The sequence below is a fragment of the Thalassobacter stenotrophicus genome, assembly GCF_001458315.1.
Lineage (GTDB): Bacteria > Pseudomonadota > Alphaproteobacteria > Rhodobacterales > Rhodobacteraceae > Thalassobacter > Thalassobacter stenotrophicus.
Genome location: NZ_CYRX01000030.1, coordinates 14,009 through 31,449 on the forward strand (window position 1 = coordinate 14,009; position 17,441 = coordinate 31,449).

General features: G+C 61.5%; 19 protein-coding genes. 11 read left to right on the plus strand and 8 right to left on the minus strand.

All coding sequences use genetic code 11. The features are described from left to right. Window positions 1-103: 103 nt before the first annotated feature. Both THS5294_RS10040 and THS5294_RS10045 read left to right on the plus strand, forming a co-directional pair. Complete coding sequence (locus tag THS5294_RS10040; RefSeq protein ID WP_009807944.1) at window positions 104-586, plus strand: GlcG/HbpS family heme-binding protein; 483 nt, start codon at window positions 104-106, stop codon at window positions 584-586. Between the two features lie 53 nt (window positions 587-639). Beyond that, window positions 640-1,305: an ankyrin repeat domain-containing protein gene (locus tag THS5294_RS10045; RefSeq protein ID WP_027238618.1), complete on the plus strand. Its 666-nt coding sequence runs from the start codon at window positions 640-642 to the stop codon at window positions 1,303-1,305. Between the two features lie 193 nt (window positions 1,306-1,498). On the opposite strand, the gene THS5294_RS10050 is transcribed toward THS5294_RS10045, so the two are convergent. Both THS5294_RS10050 and THS5294_RS10055 read right to left on the minus strand, forming a co-directional pair. Continuing rightward, window positions 1,499-1,831, minus strand: coding sequence for a type II toxin-antitoxin system RelE/ParE family toxin (locus THS5294_RS10050; protein ID WP_009807942.1), 333 nt, complete (start codon window positions 1,829-1,831; stop codon window positions 1,499-1,501). Next, entirely contained in the window at window positions 1,831-2,106 is a 276-nt protein-coding gene (locus tag THS5294_RS10055) for a hypothetical protein (protein ID WP_009807941.1), read from the minus strand. Before THS5294_RS10055 ends, THS5294_RS10050 begins: the two co-directional genes overlap by 1 nt. Window positions 2,107-2,734: 628 nt before the next feature. Here THS5294_RS10055 and THS5294_RS10065 point away from each other — a divergent pair. The 5 genes from THS5294_RS10065 (at window position 2,735) to THS5294_RS10085 (ending at window position 9,850) form a co-directional block, all read left to right on the plus strand. Continuing rightward, window positions 2,735-3,664 carry a DUF2493 domain-containing protein gene (locus THS5294_RS10065; protein ID WP_058123659.1) on the plus strand — a complete coding sequence of 310 codons (930 nt, stop codon included), beginning with the start codon at window positions 2,735-2,737 and terminating at the stop codon, window positions 3,662-3,664. A gap of 538 nt (window positions 3,665-4,202) precedes the next feature. Next, window positions 4,203-4,409 (plus strand): hypothetical protein, encoded by a 207-nt coding sequence (locus THS5294_RS10070; protein WP_027238616.1) that lies wholly within the window; start codon window positions 4,203-4,205, stop codon window positions 4,407-4,409. Window positions 4,410-4,927: 518 nt separating this feature from the next. Then, window positions 4,928-5,521 (plus strand): helix-turn-helix domain-containing protein, encoded by a 594-nt coding sequence (locus tag THS5294_RS10075; RefSeq protein WP_058123660.1) that lies wholly within the window; start codon window positions 4,928-4,930, stop codon window positions 5,519-5,521. Continuing rightward, window positions 5,508-7,841: a relaxase/mobilization nuclease domain-containing protein gene (locus THS5294_RS10080; RefSeq protein ID WP_058123661.1), complete on the plus strand. Its 2,334-nt coding sequence runs from the start codon at window positions 5,508-5,510 to the stop codon at window positions 7,839-7,841. Before THS5294_RS10075 ends, THS5294_RS10080 begins: the two co-directional genes overlap by 14 nt. An 8-nt stretch (window positions 7,842-7,849) precedes the next feature. Further along, window positions 7,850-9,850, plus strand: a complete 2,001-nt coding sequence (locus THS5294_RS10085; protein ID WP_058123662.1) for a type IV secretory system conjugative DNA transfer family protein — start codon at window positions 7,850-7,852, stop codon at window positions 9,848-9,850. Between the two features lie 155 nt (window positions 9,851-10,005). Here the strand turns inward: THS5294_RS10085 and THS5294_RS10090 are convergent, their stop codons facing one another. After that, window positions 10,006-10,512 carry a PIN domain-containing protein gene (locus THS5294_RS10090; RefSeq protein WP_058123663.1) on the minus strand — a complete coding sequence of 169 codons (507 nt, stop codon included), beginning with the start codon at window positions 10,510-10,512 and terminating at the stop codon, window positions 10,006-10,008. Beyond that, window positions 10,509-11,588 (minus strand): XRE family transcriptional regulator, encoded by a 1,080-nt coding sequence (locus tag THS5294_RS10095; RefSeq protein ID WP_050754196.1) that lies wholly within the window; start codon window positions 11,586-11,588, stop codon window positions 10,509-10,511. The genes THS5294_RS10090 and THS5294_RS10095 overlap by 4 nt, the downstream gene beginning before the upstream one ends. 108 nt (window positions 11,589-11,696) lie before the next feature. On the opposite strand from THS5294_RS10095, the gene THS5294_RS10100 reads away from it, so the two are divergent. Genes THS5294_RS10100 through THS5294_RS10115 form a run of 4 tightly spaced genes read left to right on the plus strand, consistent with a single transcriptional unit; the run spans window position 11,697 to window position 14,642 of the window. Continuing rightward, a complete protein-coding gene (locus THS5294_RS10100; protein ID WP_009815559.1) occupies window positions 11,697-11,921 on the plus strand; it encodes a DUF2188 domain-containing protein in 225 nt (74 codons plus the stop codon). 26 nt (window positions 11,922-11,947) lie between these two features. After that, a complete protein-coding gene (locus tag THS5294_RS10105) occupies window positions 11,948-12,973 on the plus strand; it encodes a CBASS cGAMP-activated phospholipase (RefSeq protein WP_233486458.1) in 1,026 nt (341 codons plus the stop codon). Next, entirely contained in the window at window positions 12,970-14,169 is a 1,200-nt protein-coding gene (locus tag THS5294_RS10110) for a nucleotidyltransferase domain-containing protein (RefSeq protein WP_058123665.1), read from the plus strand. Before THS5294_RS10105 ends, THS5294_RS10110 begins: the two co-directional genes overlap by 4 nt. Beyond that, the gene (locus THS5294_RS10115; protein WP_009820225.1) at window positions 14,169-14,642 is read left to right on the plus strand and encodes a type II CBASS E2 protein; all 474 of its coding nucleotides are present in this window, start codon (window positions 14,169-14,171) and stop codon (window positions 14,640-14,642) included. The genes THS5294_RS10110 and THS5294_RS10115 overlap by 1 nt, the downstream gene beginning before the upstream one ends. A gap of 136 nt (window positions 14,643-14,778) precedes the next feature. Here the strand turns inward: THS5294_RS10115 and THS5294_RS10120 are convergent, their stop codons facing one another. The 4 genes from THS5294_RS10120 to THS5294_RS10135 are packed head-to-tail and all read right to left on the minus strand — an operon-like array spanning window position 14,779 to window position 17,437. After that, window positions 14,779-15,858: a TrbL/VirB6 family protein gene (locus THS5294_RS10120; RefSeq protein WP_058123666.1), complete on the minus strand. Its 1,080-nt coding sequence runs from the start codon at window positions 15,856-15,858 to the stop codon at window positions 14,779-14,781. 6 nt (window positions 15,859-15,864) lie between these two features. Next, a complete protein-coding gene (locus THS5294_RS10125; protein ID WP_058123667.1) occupies window positions 15,865-16,269 on the minus strand; it encodes a hypothetical protein in 405 nt (134 codons plus the stop codon). Next, window positions 16,266-16,454 carry a hypothetical protein gene (locus THS5294_RS10130; protein WP_058123668.1) on the minus strand — a complete coding sequence of 63 codons (189 nt, stop codon included), beginning with the start codon at window positions 16,452-16,454 and terminating at the stop codon, window positions 16,266-16,268. The genes THS5294_RS10125 and THS5294_RS10130 overlap by 4 nt, the downstream gene beginning before the upstream one ends. Next, complete coding sequence (locus tag THS5294_RS10135) at window positions 16,451-17,437, minus strand: ATPase, T2SS/T4P/T4SS family (protein ID WP_058123669.1); 987 nt, start codon at window positions 17,435-17,437, stop codon at window positions 16,451-16,453. The genes THS5294_RS10130 and THS5294_RS10135 overlap by 4 nt, the downstream gene beginning before the upstream one ends. Between the last annotated feature and the right edge of the window lie 4 nt (window positions 17,438-17,441).

Here is a 17,441-nt window from a genome sequence, read left to right on the forward strand (position 1 = left end):
ACTTATCAGTAGAACTACGGACACCTTTGCGGATGCTACGAATATCGCCGATCACAGCGGCGAATTAGAACTGGAGCATCAGTTCAACAAAAGGAAATACACAATGATCCGTTCCATCGCACTTGCCACAGCTCTGCTGACACCCGCTGCAGCCTTCGCCCAAGACCTGCCCACAGCTCCTTACTTGCCGCTCGATATGGCAACCACAGCAACACAGGCTGCCGTCGCTGCATGTTCTGCCGAAGGTCACAATGTCAGCGTCGCAATCGTTGCGCGCAGCGGCGAGACCAAAGTGCTATTGCGTGCCGACAACGCGGGCCCGCATACCGTTGGGTCCAGCACAGGCAAAGCGTTCACATCCGCCAGTATGGGCCGTGACACGGCAGGTCTTGCGGGGTTTATCGGTGGTAACCCTGAAAACGGTGGTCTGCGCGATATGGACAGCCGTCTGGTGATCCAGGCTGGCGGCCTGCCCATCCGGATCGGTGGCGCATTGGTCGGTGGCATCGGTGTCGGTGGCGCACCATCTGGCGCAATTGACGAGACATGTGCCCGCGCAGGTCTTGACGCAATCGGTGCTGAGTAAAGTACATGGCCCGTCCCTCGGGGGGCGGGCCCCTCTTTCTGAAAGGCAACATCATGTTTCGTTTCCTGCTGCTCGCTTTGGTAATTGGTTCTTTTGGGTCTGCCCATGCGCAGACAGCCCCGTCAGCATCAGACATTGCGTCCTACACAGGTCTGCATCTTGCCGCCCACGAAGGCGACGTGGATGTAATTAACCGACTGATCGGAGCAGGTGCCGATGTGGACATCCGAGATCGATCCCAGCGCACGCCTGCTCATGTCGCGGCGTTCGCATCACACGATGACGCGCTGACGGCACTTGCAAACGGAGGCGCGGATATGAATGCGCTGGAAAACCGCGTCTATGACGTGCTGACCATCGCCGCTGTCGCGAACGATCCTGAAATGGTGTCACTTGCAATGGAACTCGGGAACGCCCCTGACCTGATCACCAGTGTCTACGACGGGACAGCCCTTATCGCGGCCGCCCACCTCGGGCATCACGACGTTGTTGCACGTTTGGTGGATGGCGGCGCACCACTGGATCATATCAACAATCTGGCGTGGACGGCTTTGATAGAGGCTGTCGTTTTAGGAGACGGCGGCCCAGATCATATCAAGGCGTTGCAAATCCTCGTTGATGCAGGAGCAGATAAATCCATCGGTGATCGCGATGGCGTCACACCGCTGCAACACGCCACGTCGCGCGGCTACGCCGAAATGGTCGAAATCCTGCAATAGGATGTGGGGCAATGACCTTACCAAATCGTGCTATTTTGAAGGCTGCCGTGCCCACCAACCTCAATGCAACCTTCCCATAGCAGCCGTTGGCGCAACCGCAGCGAAAGGGCACTTTGTCCCGCATCCTACCAGTTCGCGCACGGCGCAGCGAAGGTCCGGTCTACAACTTCCCGGCCACTCCATGGCTCTAAGGCTAGTCAGTGAAGACCTGTCTCGCTGACGCCAGTCTCATCCAATCCCGGCCGCCGAACGCGACAAGAGCGAGATATATCTGTGCGGCGTCTACATGCGGTTTGAATACGATGGTCAGTCGCTGACCGGTGCCGCCATGGCGCACCAGCCATCCGTCCAACTTGCCGCTGAGGCGAGCACCAGATTTTGGGTTTGCGGCAATGTTCTGGATAAGGGCATCGATTTCATCTAGTCGACGGCTCGCCGCTGCAAGGTCACCGTCAGTCACGTCGACAATATGATCAACGATACCGATAAGGTCCCGTTCGAAGAACGGATGCCTGATAAATCGCATCAGGTCTTTTTGGCCATCGCCGCAAGATGGGCCCGTGCGCTGGCCGTGACGTCGGACGCTTCGCCGACGGGTTCCCATTGGTCGAGTGGCAGAGACAGGCGGCGTTCCAATTCAGCCTCAAACAAAGACCGTTCACGATCTCGCTCTGCCTTGGCCTTCGCCAATTCACCCGAAACAGCCGCGCTCATATTTGGGTACTCTCCAGCTTCGACCAGTTCCTTGGCAAATGTGTAGGCCGTGTCGGTGAAACTGACAGATTGCTTTTGAACGCTCATGGCAAACTCCTTGGTGCTCCAATAGACTACCGAATTTTGCCGCTTCTGGCAAGCAGGTCGGGCCGACCGAGCGAAATGCGTCAATAGCCTTGCGGCCTCCCCGCTCGGCTGCGCGTGTCGCAGGGGAGAACGGCCCTTCGGTCCGTCGCGCATTCGGCCATGCGGCCTCACCGCGGCGTCGCACCCGGCATCCCGGTTTGCCCGCCTCGCGAGCACGTCCCACCCCGGCCGCTCCGCCGGATTGCGCTCTGGTCTGTTTTGGCCCGAGGCCAAAACGATCCCGCCACTGCATCCGTCTCCCGCGTCCGGTCGGGCCGTTTGCCTGCTCGGGTCGGCCAAACCTACCGTCAAAACACACACACATGAGTGCGGAAGCATATCCTCCGGATGGCCCCCAAATCAGCCCGCGTCAAGGATCGCAAAACTTTTCGGCGAGGGCGGCGCTTGTGGTGCGGGGCGGTCCCGTGCGTGAGCGCGCGCATGTGTCGGGTGCTGCGCGCGGAAAACTTTTGCGCCCGGCAAGCCGGCGGCTGCGCCGTCCCTGACCCGGGCAGATTCGGAAACCAGACATTCGGCCATGCCCCCACACTCACGTGGTGGCTCTATAACCGAACACTGGAGACCAGACATGGCTTACGACACCGCAAACACCTACGAGACCATCGAGCTTTTCGGACTGACCGAGAAGGACGCACAGCTGCCGATCCCGGAGGATCACGTCCTGACCGACCGCATCATCCGCGAGAGCTTCGAGGCTTTGCTCGGGCAATTGCGCAACACCGGCCTCGAAGCGGAGATCGAACCGCTCGCGCACGGGCTCGCGACGATCCTGCAGCGCCGCAAGGTGGCGCTCGGTAAGGAGGTCGACCGCACCGCCGACAAGATCGGCGCCCTGGCAAAATCCCACGATGGATCGGAGATCGCCGAGACCGCCATTGAGGAGGCGCAGGCGCGCTTTGTGCAACTGCGCGAGATCGTCGGCGCCATCGAGGTGATGAGCGAGGCGGCGGCGGAATGCTACGAGATCGAGACCGGTCACGCCTTCATCCCGGCAGCCGGGTCGCGCGCAAGCGTCCGCGCGCAAGAGACCGGGGCGGTCTTCGAGGCACGGCAGCTCCTCGAGCAGCACGACCGCGAAACCGCCGAGAAGTCGAAAGTCGCGGGGGTTCCCCTGATCGTCTCAGGCGCTACCGACTGGACCGATGTCGATGTGGTCTTCAACACGCTCGACAAGGTTCGCGAACGGATCAAGCAGAACCGCAATCAGGAGATCTTCCTCTGCCACAAGGGTGGCAAGCACGGGGCGGAGATGATTGCGGCCCGGTGGGCCCGGGCACGCGGGGTAGCGCAGGCGCGCTTCGATCCGCGCTGGTCAGCGCATGGCCGGGCGGCACCGTTCAAATGCAACGACGAAATGCTCGACGACAAGTTCGCGGCGACGGGGGTTGTCCTCTTCGGCGGCAACGGGGTCGCGCTGAACCTCGGGCAGAAGGCGGAAGCGAAAGGTCTGACGGTCATGCGGGTTGCGGACCCGGCGAAGAAGGCGTCGCAGGATTGAAGAGAGGGGGGCGCGCTTGGCGCGGCCCTTTCGTCATGTCTCATGGCGCGTGCGGTCGGTCACGCGTAATCGGCAGCTCGCAGCAGCCAGCACCGTCATCCTTCTACCCGTTACGTCAGCGTGCGGCCCATCCGCATCGGTACGAGCTGGGGATGGCGCGCACCACACGCACATCGTCAGCAGCGCAAGACGCGAGGGGTCGAGACGTCGCACATGAGGCTGAAGACCTGCACGTCCCTCGGGGCATGTTTCGGAACATCGCATCCACGCGGGCGGGCTCCGTCAGCACCCCGGCAAGGCTCGGCGGGACGCGGACGCGGATGGTGGCGGCTGCGTGATAGCAAGGGTCATCCGGGTCTCTCCTTTTTGCTCATAGATGTGGATCGCACGGGGTCGGCCCAATCGTGCCCTCAGCTCACGCTTCGGCAAGCACAAATACGGCTTCCACGGCTAGCCGCGGACCCTCCGCATTTGCGCTTGCGACCGGCCCTCTTGCCCCCGTGCCGGGTGATCCCCATCGCAACAAGGAGAGACCCAAATGACCAACCACTACATCGCCACCGTCCCCGTCAAGTTCACCGATACCGATGGCCAGGAGCGCACCCGTTTTCAGCGCGTGGGCGCGATGTTCCGCAACACCCGCAACGGGGACGGCTCGGAGTTCTTCAGCCTCAAGCTCGACTTCCCGGTCGCGGTCTCGGAGCTGGTGATGTTCCCACCGAGCGCGAAAGATCCCCAGGACTAAATCCTCTGACGAGGATGGGCCGCCCCAGGACGATCTTGGGGCGGCCCGATCCCTGTTCCAGGGATGCCGGTCCCTGCGCGTTCAACGGACGCACTCCGCCCGGAATGAACAGGCCGCGACAGACCGGCCAGTCAGCCTCAAGGGGGCCATCCACAAAAACCTATCGGCCAGGGCCTCCCGGTTTTTGCGGCAGAGATTTGGGGGCCCAAATCTGGCCCTCCTTGACCCTGCCTGTCCGCCCTGTCGGAGGGGTTTGCGCCCGCCCGCGGTTCCGTCCGAACACATGGGTGTTCGGCCAGACCCTCGGGCGGGGCTGGCGGACGGGACCCCTGGGACAGGTGGGTCGCCCGGTGGTGAGGGCGGCAGAGCCGCGTCCCTGCGGGCCGCGGCGTGAAGCGGACACCAAGGCTGCCTGAGCCTGATTGCGACGTAAGTATATAATTGACAGCTTGGTATATTATCGTAAGGTAGGGGCAGCCTTGGTGGAAGGTGGCAGGAAATAGGGGGTCTTTCTTCGCATGTCTCGCTCAAAACGCCTCATCGATGCGGAGCGCATGGAGATCGTTCGCGAAGCTGCGGAAGGCGTTTCCACTTCAGTGCTGGCGGAACGGTTTGGCGTGTCGGTGCGGGCGATCCAGTACACGCTCAAAGCTGATGCCGAGCGCCAGACCGATACCGCTATTCCGGTCTCAGCAGTCAGTGTGAAGGTCACGGCTGCGGAGCTTGCGGCGCTCGACGAGGTGCTGGCCGAGGCCGGGATCGAGAGCCGTGCCGAGGGGCTCAGGCGGCTCATTCAGGCGGCAGGCGGGGTGTTCGTTCCGGACGCGCAGATGGCAGCAGAGATGGCGCGCTACCGCGCCTCTCTGCACGAGGTCGGCAATGGGGTCGCGCAGATTGCCAAGCAGATGACGCAGGCCAACCGGCAGGGGCAGGGGGCCGTGGGGGGCACGCGTGCCGAGTTCACCGAATTGCGCCTTGCGCAGATGCGCGGGCTGGCGCGGTTCATCCTGGATTCTGCTGACGAGATCGATCTGCTTCTGCGCCGCCGTCGTGATGCGATGCAGCTGCAGGCCACGGCCGCGCTGAGGGAGTTTGCCCATGCGGCTGAATGATGCCGTCCATGCCGTCACGGGCGAGGTCTTCCGGGATGGCTGGAGCCGCGTCCGGGGCTCGATGCAAGGTTTGCACGTGGCCAAGCAGACCCAGCTTACGCGTGCGGCAGCAGGGCATCGGCCAGCGGTCTTCAAGGCGATCCGGGGCGGCGGCACGCATACCAAATCGCAGCTCGCAAACCAGCTCGATTACCTCACCACCAAGTCCACCCATATCGTGGACAGTAGCGGGTTCCTGGATGGCAAGACGAAGCTCGAGGCGGGTGACATCAAGGATCTGACCGAGCGCTTTGCCAAGCGGTGGGATGCGGGCTTCAAGCCCAAGCTTGGGCAGACCACCCACATGCTCATGTCCTTCCCCATCGGCACGCGCGGGGAGGATGTGCGCGACATCGCGACGGACGTGGCCGAGCGGTTCTTCCAGACCGATAAGGGGCATTTCGACTACATCATCGCGGTGCATGAGGACCGCGATCACCCGCATGCGCATCTGGTGCTGAACCGCCGCTCGCAGGAAGGCGAGTTCTTCTTTCTGGGGCGCAACCACCGCTTCAACTATGACGACTTCCGCCTCGCCATGGTCGAGGAGGCGGAGAAGTACGGCGTGCGGCTGGAAGCCACGCGGCGGGTGGAGCGCGGCGTCGTGCATTACCCGGCCCGCACCAGCGAGGTTTATGCGGCGAAAGAAGAGGGTCGCGCGCCCCGCGAGCGCGAACGCGTGGGGCAGGACCTGACCCGGACGCTGGCGGAGATCGTCAACACCAGAACCGTCTACCATTCGCTTGCCGCAGAGGCCTCCCGGGAGGCCCGGGAAGACATCGCCGCGGCACTCTTCCGCGCGGGCGAGGTGCTGGCGCGCGGCGGGCAGGTGGACCGAACAGGAGATGTGTATATGGCCGAGGATCAAAGTTTCGAGGATCTGAGAAGCCTCTATGCCGAGAAGCTCGCGCGGGTGCAGGGCATGATCGCCGAGAAGCCTGACGCGGAACGCCCCGTGCTGGAAAAACGCCTCATCGAGATCCAGACGCAGGTCCAGCACATGCAGCCTCTCGGTTTGCGATCATCCACGCTGTCAGAGACCCCCTCGGAAGGCGGGATCTATTCCGAGGCCAATATCGATGCCAGCCAGCGCGAGCGACTGGCCGAGCCCGACCTGAGATCGCGCATTGACGTAGCACTACGGGGCACCGGGATCAGCACATCGGAAGTGGTGGCCCGGATCGAGACCGGGGCCTCGAGCGCCGCGCTCGAGCATCAATGGATCGCCAATGATCTCTCCAAAGTGGCCGAGACGCGCGATCTGAACCTCGAACGCCGCGCCGATCTGGAACAGGCGCGAGCCATTCTCAACGATGTGCATGTCGAGCTTGGTACGCTGTTGGAGCGCGAGAACGTGCTGCGCCGGGATGGCGTCGTGGAAGCAGAAGCGGTTTGCGAGCGGTTCCATTATCATGAGGGCGCGGTCCGGGCGATGGAAGGGACAATCCGTCAGGAAATGCGCGCAGACGGCCTGACAGCGCAGCAGATCGAGGACCGGGACTGGGAGGTTGTCTCACGGGCGGAGCGCCGGATCGAGACGGAGCAGCGCGCTTATCTCGAGGCACACCCGGACTTGCTCGCACGTCCTGGCGATGTGATCGATCGGTCTGAGCCCTACAGGGAGACCATCACCGATGCGGCCCGCGCCAGCGAGATCACCCGCGAGGTCGACCGGATCATGGAGGGACGCGACATCCGCACGCCCGTTGCAGATGCAGTTACGGATGATTTGCGCGCGCGCTATCCGGACATGCCGTCCCACCTCGCCCGCGGGCTTGGCGCGACCTATGCGGCCGTCGTCGAGATACGCGACACGGAGGTCATCAATCAGGTCCGCCGCGAAACCGAGATGCGCGACGGGCTCGGGTCTGGCATGCGCGACGCACTCCTCGCAGCCCGTGGTGAAACTGCGCCGCAGTCTGGCAGTGCCGACCGCCTCGCAGACGATATTGCGGGTGTCCTGGACCATGAGCGGGCGGGGGAGTTGTCCGCGCCCTTCGAGACCGAGGCGGAGCGGGACGCCTTCCGCGACGAGATCGCGCGGGTGCTTGATAACCGTCAACTTGAGCGGCTCACATCCGGCGATGCCGATGCGCTGGAGAAGGTTCTCGAGGACCGTCTCGACCGGCTCTATGTCGCCAAGGTTTACCTGCAATCGGATGCAGCGACGGCCAACACGGAGGCCTTGCGCCAGGTGGTCGATGATCTTGCCGACACCGAATATGAAAAACACCGCGCGACAGACGTGGATGGCGAGACCGAGCGGGGTCAGGTCCATTGAGCGCCTCCATGGGAAAAGCGCGGATCGCAACCGGCGTCTTGCTGGTGACGCTGGTGACCGGGGCGATGGGCTATACCATCGCCTCGGCGGTGCTGACCTACCAGGACCTTGGTTTCGGGGCCGAGATCGACTTTGCCTATATCGCGCAGAACTATCTGGCGATCCGCGATCGCCGCCCCGAAGATGCCCAGCTCATCCACCTGATCGTCGGCAGCTTCGCCGCCGCTGGCATGATGCTGAGCCTCGCCCTCTCGGGGTCCGCCCTGACACGCTTTGGCCAGACCCATTGGCAGACCGCGCGCGAGATGAAGGCCAACGGGTTCTTCGGGGCGCCCGGCACCGGGTTCATCCTCGGCAAGCTGGGGCCGCCGGGCTCCCGCGCCAATTACATTTGCTCGAAGGTTTTCCCGCATGCGCTGATCGTGGCGCCCACGGGCCGCGGCAAGACCACGGGCTTTGTCATTCCGAACCTGCTGACCTGGCAAGGCTCCGCCGTGACGCTCGATGTGAAGGGGGAATGTTTCGAGGCAACGGCCCGGCACCGCGCAGACCAAGGCGACAAGGTCTATCGCTTTGCCCCCACCGATTGGGAGGGCAAGCGCACGCATCGTTACAACCCGCTCCTGCGCATCTATCAACTGAAAGATTCCGCGCGCCAGCAGATGGAATTGCAGCTCCTGGCGACGCTCTTCCTGCAGAGCGACAATGACCGGGTGCAGGGCCTGCTCAAAGGCGGGATCGATCTCTTTGTGGCAGCAGGCCTGCTGGCCTTCCAGCGCAAGCGTCCGACCTTGGGCGAGATCTACCGCATCGCGGCCTCGGGCGGGAACAAGCAGAAGGAGTATTTCGCGCGGGGCCACGAGGTCGACAACAGGGCGGCCAAGCTGATCTTCACGCGGCTGGCGTCGACCAACAATGACACGCTGACCTCCTATGTCTCGCTCCTGATGACCTCGGGGCTCGATCAATGGCAGAACCCCGCGATCGATGAGGCGACGGCGGTGTCGGACTTTGATTTCCGCACGATCCGCAAGAAGCCCTTTTCGGTCTATCTCGTGGTCCAGCCGCTGATGGTGAAGCCGCTCGCGCCGCTGATCCGGCTCTTCTTCTCTGATCTTCTCTCGGCAATGCAGGAAAAGGATCCCGGGCCAGACGAGCCGTGGCCAGTGATGATCATGCTCGACGAGTTCAACCGTCTCGGCAAGATGCCCATCGTGGTCGAGAGCATCGAGACCCTGCGGACCTATCGCGGCCATTTGGCCGTGGTCACCCAAACCATCCCCGCCCTCGATGAAATCTATGGCGAGAACACCCGCCGCGCCCTGCAGGGCAACGCGGGCGTGAAACTCTATCTCACGCCCTCGGATGAAAAAACCGTCGAGGAGCTGAGCAAGGCGGTCGGCAAGACCACGAAGACCGTCATCACGCGCTCCCAGTCCATCGGCAAGAACCCCTTCGAGGGCCGTAGCCAGTCCACGCGGACTGAAGAAAGCTCGTTGTTGCCCGAAGATGAGGCGCGCCGTCTACCGCTCGATGAGATTGTCATGGTCATCGATGCCCAGATGCCGGTCCGTGCAAAGCGGATCCAATATTTTGACGATCGGCTGTTCAAGGCGATCCACGCGGCGCAAACGGGGGAGTTGCCGTTTCCGGAGCCTGGGGGAGGTGGGTCGCAGGGCACGCTGCCGCTGAGTATGCGCGCCATGCCGATGGCGCCGCCGCCGGATGGGCCAGGGGGAACAGAAGCCGATGTGGAGAGGGCAAGCCTGGCTGGCGATGGTCAACCGTCAGGCCAAGCCGACGCCGCTCCAAAGAAGACCGCGCCTATCGTTCAAGCCGTCATCGCCGAGAAACAGCGTCAGATGGAGATGGATTTTGGAAGCCAGGTCGTGGATGCTGAAGCTGCGAGCGTCGTTGATGAGGCGCAAATGCGCTCTGCAGTCGATGGCTTGGACGACATGGAAGCGATGCTGCGAGAGGAGGATGGTGAAAGGCTGGTTGCGCGATAGGGTGGCGGGCATGGCGACCTGCGCGTAGCCTCCGTAACGCTGAATGTCACAAACGATGCTTTTTGACGCCGAAAAAAGGGGCTGGTTTGCATGACCGTTCGATCTTTCGCTCGGAACGTCGTGGGCAGGGTCCAGCCATCTCCACCTTGTTCAGATTATGCCCCGAGACGGCGCAGCCGCTTGTCGATCTCGGCGGGGGGTAGGAAGACCGCCTCATCCGCCCGCCAGATTTGCAGGGCGGAGACAAGAAGCCCGACATCGCAGGCTTCGGCGGCGTGCAGCTCGTCGATGATCCAGAGGATGCCATGAACGCGCACCGCGCGAGCGGTGGCGACCTTGCGTAGAAGGTTGTCGCCGGTCAGGAGGATGCCGTTTTCCTGGCAGGTTGTCGTCACGAGGGCGAAGCAATCATTGGCCGACAGGCGGCTATGTTCCCGCTTTAGAGCGAAAACCCGCGCGACTTCTTCCCCCGGCAGATCGTAGGTGGCGAGGCCACCGTCTTCGAGCATCCGCCATTCCTGCGCCGTGAAATCGAGCAGCTCCTCCTCACGGATGGGCAGGGGCACGATGAAGCGATAGGGCAGCCGCAGCAGCACGTGCAGCAACTCTCCCTTCTTCAAGTCGATCAGACAGGACGCATCATTGACGACAACACAGGTCACTGGTCACGAGGCCCCCTGATGTCGCGTTCGACAACGCTCAAGGGGAGCCCGAGCATCTGCGCCGCCCGCACGGGGGAAATCATCTCCTCGCCGAGCGCGCGCCAGACGAGGCGCTCGAAGCGCTGCGGCTTCTCGAAGGCCGCAAAGCCCTCGCCTGGACCGATAGGCTCCGGCTCCTCGCGCCGCCAGCTTCGCGCATAGGTCTTGAACGCATATTCCACAGCGCTCTTCGACAGGATGCCCACCTGGCCGAGCCGCACGAGCATCGCGGCGGCGGAGACGCCATAGGTGCGCTTGAGCCGCATGATCTCTATCCAGGTCATGCCGTGACGGTTTCGGCCAGCTTCCTCTTCCAGATGCTCACGCGGAATGAGGAACGCCCCCGCGAAGCGGTGCATCGAGGGCTCCTTTTTCAGTGCGGCATTGCCGGTTTCGGTGATGATCCGGTGCGCGAGTTCGTGGGCGAGGTTGAAGCGCTTGCGTTCGACATTGGTGTGCCGCGAGACGACGATCACCTCAGTCGGTGCGCCCTCCGCCCGTTCGACATGACAGGCCAGCCCGTTGATGCGTTCCGGGAGATCGGCCTCGATGACCTTGAGTCCCTTGTCTTCGAGCAGGGCGGTCATACTCGGGATCGGGTCGATCCCAAGCTGCCACTCGCGCCGCACGTCCCGCGCCTTGGCGTCGATGGCCTCTTCATCGGCCACCATGTCCACGCGCAGCGCGGCGAAGGGGTCTTCAGCGGGGTGCATATCGAGGATGTCCTCGATGGCGAGATAGTCTTCGAGCTTCTCGATGACGATGGATTCCGCCATCGCGCGATCCTGCGCCGAGGCGGTCGAGTTCTTTCGCCACTCGACGCTTTCCAGAGCTTCGACCTGACCGCCGAGCAGGAAGTCCAGTGACACGCCGAGCGCCTTGCCGAGGCCGACCAGCACTGACGAGGACGGCATCATCTTGTCCGCCTCGTATTTGCTGATGGCCTGCGCTGACACGCTTGGGGTTACGCGCTCCGCGAGCGCTTGCATGGATAGACCCGCCCTCTTGCGGGCAAGCCTGAGTCTTTGTCCGAACATGATCCTCTCCCGGCGGTTATTGTTGTGGTTGATAAACGCCATTTCTTCCTATATATTTAAACACAAGGTTGTCGCATCGTCAACCGAAATCGACACGTGAGGCTTGAAATGTCTAAGAAAAATCAGCATGTTGTGCCGCATGAAAGCGGTTGGGCAGTGAAGGGGGCGGGTAACTCCCGCGCGTCTTCCGTCCACGGCACGCAGCGCGAGGCCATCACGGCCGCGCGGGAATCCGCCATTCGTCAGGGCAGCGAGATGCTGATCCACGGCGAGAACGGTCGCATCCGCGAGCGCAACACCTATGGCAAGGACCCGTATCCGCCGAAAGGCTGAAGGGCATAAGCGGAATGGATGTCAGGATGAGCAACGGTGGGAACAACAGGCAGATACGTCGCATCCTCTCCATCGACGGGGGCGGGATTAAGGGCACGATGCCCGCTGCATTCCTCGCGGGGCTCGAGGAAGATCTGGGCCAGCCCATTGGGCGCTATTTCGATCTCATCGCGGGCACATCGACGGGTGGCATCATCGCACTCGGCCTTGGCCTCGGCCGCACGGCAAAGGAACTGCTCGAGCTTTACGAGCGTCGCGGGCCTGTCATCTTCGGTCAGGACAATGCGGATGATGAACCGCTGGGGAGGATACGGCAGGCATGGCGCACCCTCACCGCCACAGGTCGGCACGTCGTCGGTCCAAAGCACGATGCGGCAATTCTTGCCCGTGAACTCAAGGCCGTTCTCAACAACGATCTGATCGGGCAATCACAGACCCGGTTGGTGATCCCGGCGTGGGATGCCGATCTCCGCAGCCCTTATATCTACAAGACCGCGCATCACACACGCCTGCAAACCGATTATCGCAAGACTGCGCTTGATGCCGCCCTGGCTACGGCAGCGGCACCTACGTATTTCAAGCGACATCGCACTGCTGATGATATTGGCCTGACCGATGGCGGGACATGGGCCAACAATCCCACAGCCATTGCTGTCGTCGAAGCCATCACTCTTCTGGGGTGGCATCCGTCAGACCTGCGCATTCTGAGCCTGGGGTGTCTGGACGAAGTCTACATGCTGCCCGAAAGTCCAGGGTTTGCCGGACTCGGCCTCAAAGTCCTCAACCTTTACGCGGATGGGCAATCACATGGCGCCCTCGGCATGGCAAAACTTCTGACGGGACACCCTTACGATGGGGATCGCATCTACCGCATTTCGCCGTCTGTCCCGAGCGGGTTTTTTACCTTGGATGACACCACGAAGATCGGCCGCCTCAAGGGCCTCGGTATGTCAGAAGCCCGAAAAGCAAAGCCCCACCTGACCCCGATCTTTTTCACCCAGCCTGCCGATACCTTCGTGCCGGTCTATCAACTCAAGGAGAAAGCGGCATGAATCAGATGTTGCGACAGCCGCTGACCGACAGTGATATTCGGCGGCGCACGCAGATATTCACCATCCTGGACGAGATAGGCGAGGATCTGGACCTCACCGAAACCCAGTTTGATCGTGCGCGCCAGAGCTATGGTGCCGTCGGAGACTGGCTGTCCGGTTCAACTGATCCCCTACTCGTCAGTGTTCTGGTCTATCTCCAAGGGTCCAGTGCGCTTGGAACGGCCGTGAAGCCAATCGGGCGGCGGGAATTCGATGTCGATCTGATCTGCTTTTGTGCAGGTATCGCGTCCGGCATCTCACCAGCGACCCTGAAGGCGGCGGTTGGAAACCGGCTCAAGGAACACGCCACCTATGTGCGCCTTCTCGAAGAAAAAAAGCGTTGTTGGCGTCTCAACTATGCGGGGGACTTCCACCTCGACCTATCCCCGACGATAGCAAACCCGGTCTGCGGCAACCGGGGCGAATTGGTGCCCGACCGGGCTCTGAAGGAATGGCATCCGACAAACCCGCGGGCCTACAAGACCCTGTTCGGTGAGCGCGCCGCACTCCGGCCTACCTTTGTGGGCAAGTTTATCGCCATGCAGCGGGACGAGGCGACGGTGGAGCCGTTCCCCGCCCGAGAAGCAGTGAAAGGCATCCTGCGCCGCATCGTGCAATTGCTCAAACGGCACCGCGACTTTTTTTATCAGAACAACACGCAAGATGTGGCCCCGATTTCCGTTATCATTACCACCCTTGCGATGCAGTCCTATGCCTATTGCGTGCGCAACCACGTCTTCCATGACGAAATGGATCTGTTGGTCGAAACGATCCGGATGATGCCGCACTTCATCGACCGCCCCATTCTGGACGGACGGCGGGGCTATGCCATCCTGAACGAGACAACCAACGGGGAAAACTTCGCCGACAATTGGAACAAGGATGAACGCCGAGCACCAGCATTCTATGCGTGGCACGCACAAGCTCTGTCCGACTTTGAAGTCCTTCGCGATGCTGTTGGTCAGGACCGCGTGTCATTGAACATGGAGCGTTCGTTCGGTTCCGGTGTCACCGGACGGGTTCTCGGCAACCGCGTCAATGCGGTGTCGGATGGTCGCAAATCGGGTCTGCTTTCTGTCGCACCTGTGGTCGGGCTGACGACATCGAAGGTCGCAGCATCAACGACCGTGCCCACAAATACGTTCTTCGGTGATTGATGATAGGACGAGGCGGGCAATACGACCTGACCCTGTCGCAGCAGCTGCTGTTCCTGAAGGCAAGCCCGGCTATCAGTGGTGTGGGGCAGGTCCGCGCAAACAAATTGACATGGCAAGAGCCTATACAACCGACCGCCTTGGCGCGCTCCTACCTTGCCACTATCACGCTTCAGCCGGGTCAAACGCCCGGTGTTCAGATAGACGACCCGGATCTGGAGTTGCTGGCGGCAGGGCGTCCTTTGCCTCACGTCTACAGAGATCCGCTGCGCCTTTGTCTTTATCTTCCAGGTGCCAGGGAATGGGACGCGCGGAAGCGGATCGACCAAACCATCATTCCGTGGACTTACCTTTGGCTCTATTATTTCGAAGATTGGCTTTGGTCAGACGACTGGAAAGGTGAAGGGCAACACCCCGGCGAAGAGCCTGAGCCAGTTGGCAATCGGGCGATGCGCAGGGCCGTGGCACGGTGCTAAAATTGTCGATTCCGCCTGTGGCAGAAACGGTCGTGTTTGGCCACGTGCCTTGTGTCGCGAGGGATCAACCGTTTAGCAATGACAAAAACCCGCGGCGAAACCTTTGCAGTTTTGGCAAGTTTTTGGCACCTGGCTGTCACCGCCTGCCCAACCTACCAAGTCTCGAAAGCTGTGCCAGCATTCGAGCGCCTGTTCCGGTTGCGTCACCCGGACGAGCCGCAGTTGGCCCTCCAGCAGTATTTGGTCGGCTTGGCAACGCTTGCACGCCAAAGAATTGCCGCGCGCGCAGAGCTGCGTACTCCGCGCCAGTCGCACCTCCGATGGCGTATCGGTTGTAGACTTGCTGGCTTCCTGCAAGCCCTCGGGCAAAGGCATAGCTACCGCCGAATCCAGCTGAGAGCGCTGGCATCATGATGTTCCCAGAAATGGCTCGAACCAGAAAGGGCGTTGCTATGATGAACCCCTTCGCCATCAGCACCATCATGAAGAACGGGATGAGCGCGCCGATGTTGGAGGCGCCTTCCGGGTCGCCCAGCTCGGCAAGTAGGGCGCGCGAGACACCCGTGATCGTTGCGAACACACCGGCAACGACAATCGGGTACATCGCAAAGGAAATCAGCGCCGAAAGCCAGCGCGCGAAATAATCCTTGGTCACTTCAAAGAGGGTCAGGAAGATCATGACCGGCGCAATCCCGATCAGAAGAGCGATCATGAGCCGAGACGCAACGACAATGAATGCCGCCAAACCACCGAGGATCGAGAGCAGCAGAACGCCAAGGGTGTCCAACAGGGCACCGGCCATCCAGTTCAGTTCAGACCCCGCGGCATTCAGATAATCGCCGAGCGCTGCAATCAGGTCGTCGAACTCCTCAGCAAAGGTACCGGACGGACCGGGTGATCCGCCGCCGACAGACGCCACAAGCGATCCTGCAATGCTGTCGATTCCATTCAAGATCGCTGCAGCAAGGATGTTGAACTGGACCCAGTTTGTCGCGAAGACACCTATCAACCCCACTTTCACGGCGAGCCAAAAGGCCGTGCGCCCGTCCATCGCCCGATATTGGTAGATCGTGTTGATGAAAACGAGGATGACAACGAGTGTCGTGCCGAGTACGAGCATCGTTCCGACTGTTGCGGCAACCGCGCCAAATTGAGTCTCGGCAGCGGTATTGAGATATCCTTCAGCCGTTTCCACGAAGTAGGTGACGACGCTCATGGAACCCTACCAGTTTCCAGCGGCTTGGCAGATTGGCATGGCTTCGCGCCGAAGCTCATTTGCCTGCCGTCGGTAATCTGAAGTCGCTTCCACGATGTCCCAGTATTCGGACGAGGCGAAACGCTCGACGTATACGCGTTCGGCTGCCACCCAAGATGGATACCGCGTGGGACATTCACAGCTTTGGGCTTCAACGATGCGTTGCATACTCTGCGCCCGATAGATTTGTTGGATCAGCAGCCGTTTGTGGGACTCGCGTATATCGATGTCTTGCATCCACTGTGGCTCTGGAGGCTGGTCAGGACAGACATCAGGCTGATGTTCGAGCGTTGGGACCAGGTTCCGCTCGGCCACGCCAGCGGTTGGGCAGAGAGCGACGAGCAGGCCTGCCGTTGCAACGACCCGCATCATTCTGAAGCCGCCTTCGTCGCAACAGTTTCACGCTTCAAGAACGTGGTGTAGCCGTAGTCACCGACCTCGGCGGTGATCACCTCCCAACCTTCTGCGCCACGCTCATTCAAGGCACTTCGCATCGCGTCGTAGTCCTTTTGTTTCTTCACCTGAAAAGACAGGATGTCATATTCAAAGGTCTTCATGGGGAAGCTCCAATCTCGGTTGCGCCGGGGAGGTAGAATTCGGTGATGCCGCGTTTGCCGTCATGGCGACCGGCTTGAATGATCACATCGATGGAGTTCTCGATGTACTGGATCATGTCGCCATAGGTCATCGGGATTTCGGTCTTGAGTGCCGCGATCGCGAGCCGCTGCACGGCCAATTGCGGGGTTTCGGCATGCAGTGTGGTCATGGACCCGCCATGGCCGGTGTTGATGGCTTCCAGAAAGGTCATGGCCTCCTTGCCGCGCACCTCGCCCAGGATGATCCGGTCGGGGCGCATGCGCAGCGTGGCGGTGAGAAGCACATCGGCGGTCTGGAATTCCGCGTCGCGATTGGCGATGAGGGTCACGGCATTTGGCTGGGTCGGTAAAAGCTCGGCCGCTTCTTCGATGGTCACGATGCGTTCCTCGGCCGGTACGTGAGAGAGGATCTTGCGCGCGGCGACGGTCTTGCCGGTGGAGGTGCCACCCGAGACGATCATGTTGAGTTTGTTCTCGACGCAGAAGGCCAGCGCATCATCGATCAAACCCGCGGCCACCACTGCGCGCAAGGCGCGCTTTTTTTCGATGCGCAGGTCTTCGAGCTTGCGCTCTTTTCCGTATAGAAAATCGAGTGCGATGCCCTCGAGTGGCAGGCTGGAGAAGAACCGCAGGCTGATTGACATGGCCGAGAGCACGGCGGGCGGGGTGATGACCTGTGCGCGGATCGGGCGCCCCTTATAGGTGATCGAGACCGAGACGATGGGGCGGTCCTTGCTCATCGTCGTGTTGGCCGAGGAGGCGATCTGGTTGCCGAGGTCCCTGACCTGAACGCCCGTCAGCCTCTGGTCCAGCGCACGCATGAAGTGATCGCCCTGGAATTCGCCCCAGCAGGTCCCGTCTGGGTTGATGCAGATCTCGATGACATCGTCGCGGGCGGCGGCGTCGATCCGGTCGAGCGAGGTTTCGAGATAGCTCAGCGACATGGGC